Source organism: Cystobacter fuscus (assembly GCF_044360685.1).
In the GTDB taxonomy this organism is placed as follows: domain Bacteria; phylum Myxococcota; class Myxococcia; order Myxococcales; family Myxococcaceae; genus Cystobacter; species Cystobacter fuscus_C.
Window position 1 is genome coordinate 8477830 of record NZ_CP043491.1, and the last position, 12342, is coordinate 8490171.

A 12342-nucleotide genomic window follows, 5' to 3' on the forward strand; every position below is an offset into this window, starting at 1 on the left:
GTCACCCGCCTCCCAGCGTGGAGAGCATGTCCTTCACGCGCCGGGCGAGATCCTCGTCGGCGCGCGACTCGAGCAGCTCTCCGGCCTGGAAGAGGAGGAAGAACATCACGTCGCTGAGCGCCTGGCGGAAGGCGGCCACCGGCTCCGAGCCCATCGAGCCGCGGTGCTGCTCGTACGCCTCGCGCAGCTTCGTCTCCGACAGGCTGCCATCCGCGGCGAAGGCGAGCCCCGCCAGCACCGGCGAGGACGACAGCGCCTGACCGGACAGCGCGGCGTTGGCCGAGGCGATGAACTCGCGCGCCAGCCCCTGCTTGGCCACCTCGGTGGAGATCTCCCGGAAGATGCGGTTGAAGACGCTCACCACCTCGCTCACGGCCACCACCGGGGGCGGCTCCTGGTGCGCGGTGATGGCGCGGATGCCGGACTGGCTCATGCGCACCGCCGGAATGCCCGTGGAGGAGGGGCGCACCACGGGGATGCCCATGATGCTGCGCGGGCGCACCGCCGGCAGCCCGGACATCGACGGCACCGGGCTGCCCAGGGCCTTGTCGGACAGGCTCACGAAGCCGCCCTCCAACAGGCCGTAGACGACCTTGGTGACATCGAACTCGGACAAGCGGCTGGCCTGCCCGAGCTCCAGCAGCGTGCGGCGCCCGTCCACCAGCCCGAGCACGCGATCCTCGTCCGGATCCAGCTTGGCGAACGTCGGCCCCTTGCGCAGCACGTACAGGCGGCTGTGGGGGATGCGTTTGCGGAAGTGCGCCAGCTCGTCGATCTTCCGGATGCTGTCCATGAGCAGGCTCTGCGTGGACAGCTGGATGTTGTGGCCGAGCTTGTCCTCCACCGGCTGGTCCACGAGGAAGAAGCTGCCCTCGCGGCACAGGACGATGGAGTGGAAGATCTCGCTCACCTGGTGCGTGACGCACCGGAAGAGATCATGCGCCTGCAACAGGCCCCGCTCCACCAGGGTGCGGCCAATCTTGGAGGGAGGCTGCTCGCGCAGCACGGCCTCGAGCTGGGAGCGGTCCACGTAGCCCAGGCGCACGAGCACCTCGCCGAGCCGGTCCGCCGCCACGTCCGAGGTGGCCCCGCGCACCTCGCCCTCGCGCATCACCACCGAGCGCTCGCCACTGGGGGCCTGCACCCGCACGATGCCGCTCCAGCGCGACTGGCTGAGGAAGGCGATGAGATCGGACAGCGGAAAGCCGGCCGCGTCCCCGGAGAGCACCACGCGGGGCGTGGGCAGCGAGCCCCCTTCCGCGGGCGAGCGCGAGAAGACGAGCAGATCCGGCGAGGTGGGTTGCAGGATGTAGGACCCCGCGCGGCCCGCCAGTCCGGACGGCGACTGCGGAGACACTCCGGGCCGCTCGTCGGGGACGAGCTGGGAGCCCTCGATGCGGAAGCGCGCGCTCATGAGCCCGTCAGTCCGCGGCCCACGCGTTGTTGTTGGCGCGCCACGTCGTCTCGTCCTCGAGGGCGTGCGAGAGCATCTCCTCGGTGAGGCCCAGCTGCAGATCGTTGAAGCGGCCGTTGAAGAAGAGGCTGGGCGTGCCGCGGATGTTGGCGCGCGTGCCCATGGACTTGTACTTCTCCAGCTCCTGGGCGTAGGTGCCCGCCTGGAGCGCCTTCTGCAACTCGGCGCCCTTGAGGCCGAGCTTGTTGGCCAGCTCCACGATGGTGGCGGTGGACAGGCGGTGGGCGTTCTCGAAGAGCGCGTCGTGCATCTCCCAGTACTTGCCCTGGTCGCGCGCCCAGAGCGCCGCCTGGCCGGCGGGCACCGCGTTGGGGTGCATGGGCAGCGGATAGGGCACGTTGCAGAAGCGCACCTTGGTGGCGTTCTTCTTCGCGAAGGCCTCGAGCACCGGCCGGGCCTTGCCGCAGTAGGGGCACTCGAAGTCGGAGAACTCCACCAGCGTCACCGGGGCCTTGGCGTCCCCCGTGCACATGCGCGGGTCCACCTCGAACTTCTGCCGGGGCGCGCGGAAGGAGGCGTAGTACTCGGACAGCGCGACGATGATGTCGGTGGCCGGCACGCCCGCGGCGGCCTGCCGGGCGGCGAGCCGCGTCATGCGTTTGGCATGCTGGCAGCTCGTATGCCCCTTGAGGCACTGGCCGAGCGTGTGGGGGCAGCCGCAGTAGCAGAATTCATCCGAGAGGACCGTGGCCAGCTGCTGCTGGGCCGCGGGCGACAGCGCGGAGAAGTCCATGCCGGGAATGCCCTGGAGGGCCGAGGTCCCGGAGGCGCCGGGCGGCGTGGGAGCGGCGGGCTTGGACGGGGCCGGGGGCGTCGGCGGAGCCGCCTCGGAGGAGGGGGCGCCGGCGAGAGCCGTCAGCGCCAGGGTGAGAGCCAGGAGGACGCGGTTGCGGCGAGCGGGGAGCACATCGCCGGTTTAGCCATGCGCGCGAGGCTTGTAAAGCAACCCTGGCTCTGCCAGGGAAGGGCCCTGTCCCATGCCCAGACTCCTCCTGCTGCATACGGGCGGCACATTGGGGATGGCCGGAGGCCGGCCGTCCGCGCTGCGCCCCGCCGCCTTCTTCAAGACGCTCAAGTCCCGCTGTCCTGAACTCTTCCAGCTCGCCGACATCGAGCTGGAGCTCTTCTGCAACCTGGACAGCTCGGAGATGCAGCCCGAGCTGTGGAGCCGGCTCGCCGCGCACCTGCACCGCCGGCTGCCCGACTTCGATGGCGCCGTGGTGACCCATGGCACGGACACGCTCGCCTACACCGCGAGCGCCCTCTCCTTCATGCTGCCCGGCCTGGACAAGCCCGTGGTGATGACGGGCTCGCAGCGCCCCCTGGGTGAGGTGCGCTCGGACGCGCGGCTCAACCTCATCGACGCGGTGCTCTCCGCCCTACAGGGCCCGCCCGAGGTGAGCATCTGCTTCGACTCCCATCTCTACCGCGGCAACCGCGCCCGCAAGGTGAAGGTGGCCGAGTACGACGCCTTCGACAGCCCCAACTGCCCCCTGCTCGGCACGCTTGGAGTGGAGGCCCTCTTCGCTCCAGGTCTCAGGCAGAAGGGCCCCCGGCGCCTGCGCGAGCGGCTCGAGTCGCGCGTCTTCCTCCTCAAGGTGTTCCCGGGGTTGGATCCCGCGCTGCCCCTGGCGCTCCTGCCCCAGGTGCGCGGCCTGGTGCTGGAAGCCTATGGCGCGGGCAACTACCCCCTGGATCCCACGCTCGGCCATTCCCTGCTGCCGCTGTTCCGCGAGGCGCGCGCGCGGGACGTGCCGGTGGTGGTGGTGAGCCAGGCCCACCGCAACGGCGTGGACCTCTCCCTCTATGAATCCGGCGCGGCGGCGCTCGCCGAGGGGGCGTTGAGCGGGGGAGACATGACGCCCTCGGCCGCACTCGTGAAGCTCATGCAGGGGCTCGCCTACCACCAGGACAAGGAGGCGCGGGCACGGTTCATCCAGACGCCGATTGTCGGCGAGATGACCGATCGCCCCACGAATGTTCACGGGACTCCGGCCAAAAAGTCGAGACGCGCCCGTTAAGAGGGATCATGGCGGGGCGGGTGGCCCGAGGTCTGCTTGCTGCTACCAATCCTCGACCCATAAGATGGGGGGCACGATGTCCGACGAGAAGACCGCCGTCCATTCCATCTCGGACCTGCTGGGAGCCGCCGCGCCACAGCAGAGCGCGTATCTCATCGTGATCAGCGCGAAGTCGGCCTCCGGCATCGGGCGGATGTTCAAGCTGGATCGCTCCGAGACGGTGCTCGGCCGCAGCGTGGAGGCGCAGTTCCAGGTCGAGGACGATGGCATCTCGCGCAAGCACGCCAAGGTGGTGTCGCTCGGGGATGGCCGCTTCCAGCTCGTGGACCTGGGCAGCACCAACGGCACGTTCCTCAACGGCCTGAAGGTGAGCGCCGCGCCGCTCTACGATGGCGACAAGATCCAGATCGGCTCCAACACGGTGCTCAAGTTCTCCATCCAGGATCAGCTGGAGGAGGCCTACCAGCGCAGCATCTACGAGTCGGCCACGCGAGATGGGCTCACGCGCCTGTACAACAAGAAGTACTTCATGGAGACGCTGCGCAAGGAGTTCGCCTACTGCCTGCGTCACCGGGTGGCCCTGTCGCTGGTGATGTTCGACGTGGACCACTTCAAGAAGATCAACGACGTGTACGGACACCCGGCAGGCGACTACGTGCTCACGCGCATCGCGCAGCGGGTGAGCGACACGGTGCGCACCGAGGATCTGTTCGCGCGCTACGGCGGCGAGGAGTTCGCCCTCATGCTGCGCGAGTCCGCCGAGGAGCAGGCCATGTCGTGCGCCGAGCGCTGCCGCGCGGCGGTGGACCGCACGGACTTCATCTTCAGCGGCACCCCCATCAAGGTGACCATCAGCCTGGGAGTGGCCACGCTGCACGACTCGGACTACGCCCAGGCCGAGGACATCATCGCCGCGGCGGACAAGTACCTCTACCGGGCCAAGCGCGGCGGCCGCAACCGCGTGGACGGCAAGGCCGTCAGCGGCTCCTGAGCCCTCCGGCGCCGCGTCAGGACCCGGCCTCGAGTCCGGCCGTCTCCGCGAGCATCTCCACCCGGTTGCCCCCCGCCGCCCGGGCCGCGTCCAGCGAGCGCTGCGCCTGGCGCACCATGTCCGAGAAGGACTCGTCCCGTCCCGGCGCGAGCGCGGACAGCCCCACGGACACGGTGGGCCGCAGCACCTGATCATCGAAGGCGAGGCTGGAGCGGGCCACGCGCTCGCACACGCGGCGCGCCACCGTCTGGGCGCCGGCCAGGTCCGTGTGCGGCAGGAGCAACAGCACGCGGTCCGGCGAGTACTGCACCGGGAAGTCCGTGTCGCGCAGCGAGCGCCGGATGGCGAGCGCCAGTCCTCCATGGAGCTGCTCGCGCAAGCCACGGTCCACCTGCACCGGCAGCGAATCGAAGGCCACCAGCGCCAGCGCCAGCGGCAGGCCGTAGCGCCGCGAGCGCTTCACCTCCACGAAGACGAGGTCCTTGAAGTGCGGGAAGGCGTAGAACTGGGTGAGGGGATCCAACAGCCCCTCGGACGGCAGCCGCACCGCCTCGGCCACCCCAGCGGACCGGCCCTTGCGAGCGGGCGCGCCGCGCGAGAGCGTCCGCAGCTTCACCAGCTCCGGCAGCCGCACCTGGAGATCCTTCGCGGACACCGGCAGGGGCAGCACGCCATCGGCGAAGCCCGGCGCCTTGCCCGGCTCCTCCCGCGCGAGCAACACGAGCGCCCCCGGCAGCCGCGCGCGCACCTTGCGCGCCACCTTCGCGGGCTCCTCCACCGAGGGCCCCAGCACCACCACCTGGGCCCGGCTCGACTCCTCGCCCCACTCCGCCGCCGCGAAGACCTCGAGGCCCGCCTTCTCCAGGCCCTCCGTCAGCTTGCGGCGCCCAGCGGTTCGCGGCTCGACGACGATGGCTCGTGTCACCTTCATGCTCACCTCTCCAGACATCACACCCTACAGACAGGCCCTCGATGGCGGCAAGGAGAAGCTAGGGAGGGTTGAAGCCGAGCCGCACCAGGCCTCGCCGCGCCACGTGCTGGACATGGGAGTCGGAATCCTTGGACACGGCCTGACTGAGGGCGGAGGCGGCGAACGGCCCTCCCAGAACACCCAGGGCGTGCGCCGCGGCCACGCGCACCGCGGCCACGCGGTCCTCGCTCAGCACCCGCGCCAGGGGCTTCACATCCTGCGCGCGGCCCAGGCGCTCCAGGGCCTCGATGGCGGCTTGCCGCACCTCCGGGGACGCCGCGTCCAGCAGGGCCACCACGTCCTCGGCGCGCTCCTTCTGGCGGTGCTGGCCCACCACGAAGAGGGCCGCGACCACCACCTCCGGCGCGGCATCCTCGAGCGCGGCGGCGACGGCGCCATCCCCCAGCGCCGAGCGCGGCTGGGCGAGCGCCCGCACCGCGCCCGCGCGCACCTGGGGTTGCGCGTCCGTGAGGAAGGTGGACACCTCATCGAAGTGGCGCCTGGCGAGCTTCTCGCACTCGGACAGCTTCGCCACCGCCTCACCGCGCGTGACGGGGGAAAGCCGGGTGTCCCGCGCCAGCTCCAGGAGGAAGGCGTCACACTTCTTGTCCGCCGCGGCCACCTCCCACCAGGCACGCCGGGTGGCGGGCTCGGCGTCAGCCCTCCGCAGCCACTGGCCCGCCGCCTCCGTGAGAGACAGGCCCTCGGCCTGGGCGAAGGCCCGCGCCGCGATCTGACGGATGCCGGAGTCCTCGTCCCCCAGGGCCCGCTCCAGCTCGCGCCGCGCCAGGGGGCCGTAGAGCCGCAGGGACTGCACGCTGGCGCGCCGCGAGGCGACATCCGGCGTGGACAGGCCCTTCTGCAGCGCCTCCAGCTCCTGGGAGTACACGGCGAAGAGGCGGTTGATGAGGGGCTGATCCGAGGACTGCCGGGCCTCCAGCAGGAGCAGGCGGCCCACGGAGGTGTTCTGCTTGTCCGCCACCCAGAGCAGCGCGGAGGCGGGGGCGGCATCGGCGAACTCGGGACGCTGGGCCATGGCCTCCAGCACCACCCGGGCGGGTGTCCGGCCAAGGAAGGTGGCCAGGTGCAGCAGCGCCTCGCCCCGGAGCGCCGCGTCCTCGGCGTACACCTCCATCTCCAGGACCCGACGCACCGCGTCACGCTTCTCCCAGATACGGGCGGCGGCCGCGGGTCCCCGCCCGCCCGCGTCCTTCAAGAAGGACGCCGTGGAAGCGCCCGCCGCGGCGGCGGCCCGGGCGGCCGTGACACACGCGACCACTTCGTCCCGGGCGGGGATGTCGCTCACCCAGTCGGCGAGCATCCGCCGGTCGAGCACGCCCTGGAGCTTCGCCCGGGCCCGCACCGCCCCCCAGCGCACCCGCCAGTTCGGGTCCCCCAGCGCCGAGCGCAGCGCGGCCTGGGCGGCGGGCTCGGGGCTCCCGGTCAGTTCCAGGAGCCAGCCCTCGGCGCGGCCCGAGGTGAGGCAGGTGCGGCAGACGCGGGCGCGCAGGGCGGGGTCCTGCACGTGGCGCTGGCAGGCCGTCCAGCACCCCGTCGCCCCCTGGGAACCAGGCTGACCGGCCGACAGGAGGAGCAGCAGCAGGAGGGAGGCAGTCACGGGGGGTGCACTCTAGCGCAGCCGCCCCATCCTTTTCCGAGGGCGTCCTTGCGTTTTCACCGCCGCTGCGTCATATCGGCGCCCCCCAACCCTCAACGCATCCGGAAGGAGGTGACGATATGCCCGGCATTCGAGTCAAGGACGGCGAGTCCATCGAGAGCGCTCTCAAGCGCTTCAAGAAGGCCACCGAGAAGGCTGGAATTCTCTCCGAGATCCGCAAGCGCGAGCACTACGAGAAGCCTTCCGTGAAGCGGAAGAAGAAGGCTCTCGCGGCCAAGAAGCGCGCGGTGAAGAAGGCGCGCAAGACGTACTAGCCGCCCCACCGGGAGCCAGGGCCTGCGTCAGGTACGCGCCCTGGCTTCCGTCTTTTCAGCACCCTCCCCCACACGCCTGGAGACCTGTATGGCCACCGTCAGAGAGCGCCTCGACGCCGACCTCAAGGACGCGATGCGGTCGAAGAATGAGTCCGCGACCAGCGTCATTCGGATGATCAAGAGCGCCGTCAAGTACAAGGAAGTGGAGCCCGGAGCCACCAGTCCGCTCGACGAGGCGGGCATCCTCCAGGTGATCGGCACGCTCATCAAGCAGCGCCGCGACTCCATCGAGCAGTTCAAGGCCGGTGGCCGCGCCGACCTGGCCGAGAAGGAGGAGCAGGAGATCGCCATCCTCCAGAAGTACCTGCCCCAGCAACTCACCCCGGACGAGCTGCGCGCCGCGGTCCAGGCCGCCATCTCCGAGGCCGGTGCCAAGAGCGCCAAGGACATGGGCGCGGTGATGAAGCTGCTCACCCCCAAGCTCCAGGGCCGCGCCGAGGGCCGCGCCATCTCCGAGGAAGTGAAGAGCCAGCTGTCCAAGTTGTCCTGAGCCCCAGGCCTCGAGCTTGGCGCCGGGCGATTTTTTGCCCGGCCCCTGATCGGCCGTTAAGGGTAGTCCCCGTTTGCGATCCGCCTCCCCCGGGGGGCGGCACGTGACGCGCCGACATGCCCCTCCTCGTCCTCATCTCGCATTCCGGCCGGACGCGCGCCGGTGGCCCTCCGGTGGCGGGCTGCTCGTGTGTCAGGGGGGCTTCCCATACTCGTCCGCGGGCGTCGGTGCGCGGACCATGGCGGCCCGCGCATCCCGGCCGCAAGGGGTGGATCTCGTGATCCCCGAGCACAAGATTCAGGAAGTCCTCGAGCGGGTGGATCTGGTGAGCCTCGTCTCGCGCTACGTGGAACTGAAGAAGGCCGGACGCGAGTACAAGGGCCGCTGCCCCTTCCACCAGGAGAAGACCCCCTCCTTCTACGTCATCCCCGAGAAGCGCTTCTACTTCTGCCACGGGTGCCGGGCGAGCGGCGACGCCGTGGCCTTCGTCCAGCGCTACCTGGGCAAGACGTTCATCGACGCCATCCGCGACCTGGCGCGCGAGGTGGGCGTGGACCTGGAGGCCGCGCAGGACCCCGCCGCCCGGGAACGGCAGCAGCTCAAGGAGGCCACGGACCTGGCCGCCGAGCACTTCCGCTCCCTGCTGTGGGAGGAAGAAGGACGCCTCGCGCGCGACTACCTCGCCAGCCGCGGCATCTCCGAGGAGACGGCCCGGGCGTTCGGCCTCGGCTGGGCGCCGGACGCGTGGTCGTCGCTCGTGGACAAGCTCACCCAGGCGGGCATGGTGGAATGGGGCCTGAACGCGGGGCTCGTCAACCGGCGCCAGAAGGGCGAGGGCTACTACGACTTCTTCCGCGGCCGCCTCATCATCCCCATCCGCGCCCCCGAGGGCCGCCCCATCGCCTTCGGCGCCCGGCTGGTGGGCTCGGACGAGGGCCCCAAGTACCTCAACTCCCGCGAGTCCCGGCTCTACAACAAGAGCGAGACGCTCTTCGGCATGGATCAGGCGCGCGATGAGATCCGCCGCCGCAAGGCCGCCGTGCTCGTGGAGGGCTACTTCGACTGCATCGCCCTGCACCAGGAAGGGGTGAAGCACACGGTGGCGCTCTGCTCCACCGCCCTCACCCCGGGGCACCTCAAGGCGCTCGGCCGCGCCGAGGCCCGGGAGCTCTTCCTCCTGCTCGACGGCGATCAGGCGGGCCTGGCGGCGGTGGAGCGCCTGGCCGGCCCCCTGCTCGCCGCGGGTGCCGCCGCCAAGGTGGCCCTGCTGCCCACGGGGGATGACCCCGACACCTTCATCCGCCGCGAGGGCACCGCCGGCCTGGAGCGGCTGCTCAACGAGGCCCGGCCCCTCACCGCCCACGTCTTCTCCACCGTGCTGCCCCAGGGCAAGGAGGCCAGCTTCGAGGAGAAGATGGCCGCGCTCGAGCGGCTCAAGCCCGTGTCGGCGCAGCTCCCGGTGGGGCTGGTGCGCTCGGCCTTCTTCGCCGCGCTGAGCGCCTGGTGCGGCCTGCCCGCCGCCGAGCTGGAGTCCGCGCTGCGCTCCAAGGCGCCTCCCCCTCCCCCCACCCCGGCGCCCCGCCCGGGCCCCTCCGGCCGCCCGGGCCCCGCTCCCGGCCGGGCCCCACCCCCGGGCCGGGCTCCCCCTCCGGGCGCCCCCGCCCAGCGCCCCCCTCCCGTCAAACCCCCGGACTCCCTGGAGGCGCTCTACGTCGCCACCATCCTGCGCGAGCCCCGGCTCATCGCCCGCGACACCTTCCGCGTCCATGACGAGCTGTCCCACTCCGGGTTGCGGCTGGTCCTCGCCCACGCTACCTCTGGCCATGGGGCCGAGGACGCCCTGTTCGAGGCCCCCGATCTCGTGAAACGGGCCGTGGAAGCCGCCATGCGCCAGCTCGCCTCCCTGCAGGGGTCCGCCCTAGAGCACTACTTCCTCCAGGTGTGCCGCTCCATCATGCTGCGCCGGATCAAGCTCCAACTGGACTACATCGGCCGCGTGACGGCCCAGACCGCCGGCGCCATGGACCTGTCGGAGGAGGCCAAACAGCTCTTCGCCCAGCGAATGGAGCTGCTGGCGCTCAAGAAACGGGTGGAGGAGGAAACCCACCTTCCTGCGGGAACAAAGTCCCCAATGCAACCGGTTTGACTTCGCGTTTGTAAGAATCCTTCACTTTGCGATAGATCGCCCGGTTCGCTCCAGGCCAAGGCCCTGTTTTTCTAAGGAGAAGTACCCGAATGCCGACGCAGAAACCCTCCTCGAAGGTGGCCGTCAAGCCCAAGAAGAAGGTGGCCCCGGAGATCCGTAAGAAGAAGAAGTCTCCCGAGGAGGCCTCGGCTCAGGAGGCGGACGCCAGCGCCACGCCCGCGGTCCAGGCGAAGAAGGCCGACAAGAGCGACAAGACCGAGAAGGCCGCCGCCGCCGAGAAGGCCACCGAGACGCTCAAGAAGCGCAAGGCCGTCACCCAGGTGGACGACGGTGACGTCGACCCCGAGGAGGCCGCCGAGGAGGCCGCCGCCGCCGTCGAGGTGGACCCCGACGCCGTCGAGGACGAGGTGGACGAGGAGCCCATCGCCGACCGCAAGGAGGTCAAGGACCTGCTCGCCGCCGGCCGCGAGAAGGGCTTCCTCACCTACGACGAGGTCAATGACGCCCTGCCCGCGGACATCGTGTCGTCGGATCAGATCGACGACGTGATGAGCATGTTCGGCGACAACGACATCGAGATCGTCGACGCGCAGAAGGCCGCCCAGAACACGGAGATCAAGCCCACCGTCGCCGTGGAGGAAGAGCGCGCCGAGGCCGACGAGGACGAGAAGGACGAGGACGACGAGCCGGGTGGCAAGTCCAACGATCCCGTGCGCCTGTACCTGCGCAAGATGGGCAGCGTGAGCCTGCTCACCCGCGAGGGCGAAGTCGAAATCGCCAAGCGCATTGAGGACGGCGAGAAGGAAGTGCTGCGCGCGCTGCTCGCCTGCAGCGTCGCCATGGTGGAGATCCTCGACATCGGCAACAAGCTCAAGACGGGCAAGCTGCGCGTGCGCGACGTCATCAAGGACGCGCCCGAGGAGACCCAGGGCGAGGCCGAGGAGGCCGAGGCCGCCGAGGAGACCCCCGAGGGCGAGGCCCAGCCGCAGCAGCTCGCCCAGAGCGAGCTGAACAAGATCGAGCAGATCAACAAGCAGATCGAGCGCATCCGCAAGTTCGCCAAGGACTGCGAGGTGCTCGACGCCGAGCTCTCCAGCAAGAAGAAGCACACCGACGTCAAGCGCAAGGAGCTCAAGCAGGAAGTGAAGGACCTGCGCACCAAGATGATGGAAGTGCTGGAGGAGATGCGGCTGAACAAGAAGCAGGTCGACCGCATCGTCGGCAACCTCAAGGCCCTCATCGAGCGCGTGGAGAAGGCCGAGGGCGAGCTGCGCGAGCACGAGCGCCGCTACGGCATGTCCATCGAGCCCATGCGCGAGCTCTTGCGCGAGGCCAAGGAAGACCCCGAGGCGATGAAGAAGGCGCTGCGCAAGCTCAACGTCACGCCCGAGCAGCTCGAGGCGCTCGACCGCGACGTGCGCACCGCCACGCGCAACATCAAGCGCGTGGAGGAGGAGGCCAACCTCGAGGTGGGCGAGCTGCGCCGCAACTACGAGGCCATCCGCTCCGGTGAGCGCCGCGCCGAGCGCGCCAAGACGGAGCTGGTCGAGGCCAACCTGCGCCTCGTGGTGTCCATCGCCAAGAAGTACACCAACCGCGGCCTGCAGTTCCTGGACCTCATCCAGGAGGGCAACATCGGCCTGATGAAGGCCGTGGACAAGTTCGAGTACAAGCGCGGCTACAAGTTCTCGACCTACGCCACCTGGTGGATCCGTCAGGCCATCACCCGCGCCATCGCGGACCAGGCCCGCACCATCCGCATCCCGGTGCACATGATCGAGACCATCAACAAGCTCATCCGCACCAGCCGCTACCTCGTGCAGGAGATCGGCCGCGAGCCCACTCCCGAGGAGATCGCGGAGAAGATGGAGCTGCCGCTCGACAAGGTGCGCAAGGTGCTCAAGATCGCCAAGGAGCCCATCTCCCTGGAGACGCCCATCGGAGAGGAAGAGGACAGCCACCTGGGCGACTTCATCGAGGACAAGAGCCTCGTGTCGCCCTCCGACGCGGTCATCAACATGAACCTGGCCGAGCAGACCCGCAAGGTGCTCGCCACGCTCACGCCGCGCGAGGAGAAGGTGCTGCGCATGCGCTTCGGCATCGGCGAGAAGAGCGACCACACCCTCGAGGAGGTGGGCCAGGACTTCGAGGTGACGCGCGAGCGCATCCGTCAAATCGAGGCCAAGGCGCTGCGCAAGCTGCGCCACCCGAGCCGCTCCAAGCGCCTGCGCTCCTTCGTGGAGAGCTAGGACGAATCC

At 70.0% G+C, this 12342-nt stretch carries 10 protein-coding genes; 6 read left to right on the top strand and 4 right to left on the bottom strand.

Annotated elements, in window-relative coordinates:
* Nucleotide 1: 1 nt before the first annotated feature.
* Complete coding sequence (locus F0U63_RS34690) at nucleotides 2-1414, bottom strand: DUF4388 domain-containing protein (protein WP_395836728.1); 1413 nt, start codon at nucleotides 1412-1414, stop codon at nucleotides 2-4.
* Between the two features lie 7 nt (nucleotides 1415-1421).
* The gene (locus tag F0U63_RS34695; protein ID WP_395836730.1) at nucleotides 1422-2381 is read right to left on the bottom strand and encodes a DsbA family protein; all 960 of its coding nucleotides are present in this window, start codon (nucleotides 2379-2381) and stop codon (nucleotides 1422-1424) included.
* Nucleotides 2382-2451: 70 nt separating this feature from the next.
* On the opposite strand from F0U63_RS34695, the gene F0U63_RS34700 reads away from it, so the two are divergent.
* Together F0U63_RS34700 and F0U63_RS34705 are read left to right on the top strand one after the other, a co-directional pair.
* On the top strand, nucleotides 2452-3495 hold the full coding sequence (locus F0U63_RS34700) for an asparaginase (RefSeq protein ID WP_395836732.1): 1044 nt from the start codon (nucleotides 2452-2454) through the stop codon (nucleotides 3493-3495).
* Between the two features lie 76 nt (nucleotides 3496-3571).
* Nucleotides 3572-4486, top strand: a complete 915-nt coding sequence (locus F0U63_RS34705; RefSeq protein WP_395836734.1) for a diguanylate cyclase — start codon at nucleotides 3572-3574, stop codon at nucleotides 4484-4486.
* Between the two features lie 16 nt (nucleotides 4487-4502).
* Here the strand turns inward: F0U63_RS34705 and F0U63_RS34710 are convergent, their stop codons facing one another.
* Both F0U63_RS34710 and F0U63_RS34715 read right to left on the bottom strand, forming a co-directional pair.
* Nucleotides 4503-5417: a GGDEF domain-containing protein gene (locus F0U63_RS34710; protein ID WP_395836736.1), complete on the bottom strand. Its 915-nt coding sequence runs from the start codon at nucleotides 5415-5417 to the stop codon at nucleotides 4503-4505.
* 58 nt (nucleotides 5418-5475) lie between these two features.
* Nucleotides 5476-7074 carry a HEAT repeat domain-containing protein gene (locus F0U63_RS34715; RefSeq protein WP_395836738.1) on the bottom strand — a complete coding sequence of 533 codons (1599 nt, stop codon included), beginning with the start codon at nucleotides 7072-7074 and terminating at the stop codon, nucleotides 5476-5478.
* A gap of 119 nt (nucleotides 7075-7193) precedes the next feature.
* Between F0U63_RS34715 and rpsU the strand changes: the two genes are divergently transcribed.
* The 4 genes from rpsU (at nucleotide 7194) to rpoD (ending at nucleotide 12333) form a co-directional block, all read left to right on the top strand.
* On the top strand, nucleotides 7194-7388 hold the full coding sequence (gene rpsU / locus F0U63_RS34720) for a 30S ribosomal protein S21 (RefSeq protein WP_002621505.1): 195 nt from the start codon (nucleotides 7194-7196) through the stop codon (nucleotides 7386-7388).
* 88 nt (nucleotides 7389-7476) lie between these two features.
* Nucleotides 7477-7938: a GatB/YqeY domain-containing protein gene (locus tag F0U63_RS34725; RefSeq protein ID WP_395836740.1), complete on the top strand. Its 462-nt coding sequence runs from the start codon at nucleotides 7477-7479 to the stop codon at nucleotides 7936-7938.
* A 238-nt stretch (nucleotides 7939-8176) separates the two neighbouring features.
* The gene (gene dnaG, locus F0U63_RS34730; RefSeq protein WP_395836742.1) at nucleotides 8177-10084 is read left to right on the top strand and encodes a DNA primase; all 1908 of its coding nucleotides are present in this window, start codon (nucleotides 8177-8179) and stop codon (nucleotides 10082-10084) included.
* Nucleotides 10085-10173: 89 nt separating this feature from the next.
* Nucleotides 10174-12333 carry an RNA polymerase sigma factor RpoD gene (gene rpoD / locus F0U63_RS34735; RefSeq protein WP_395836744.1) on the top strand — a complete coding sequence of 720 codons (2160 nt, stop codon included), beginning with the start codon at nucleotides 10174-10176 and terminating at the stop codon, nucleotides 12331-12333.
* Nucleotides 12334-12342 lie beyond the last annotated feature (9 nt).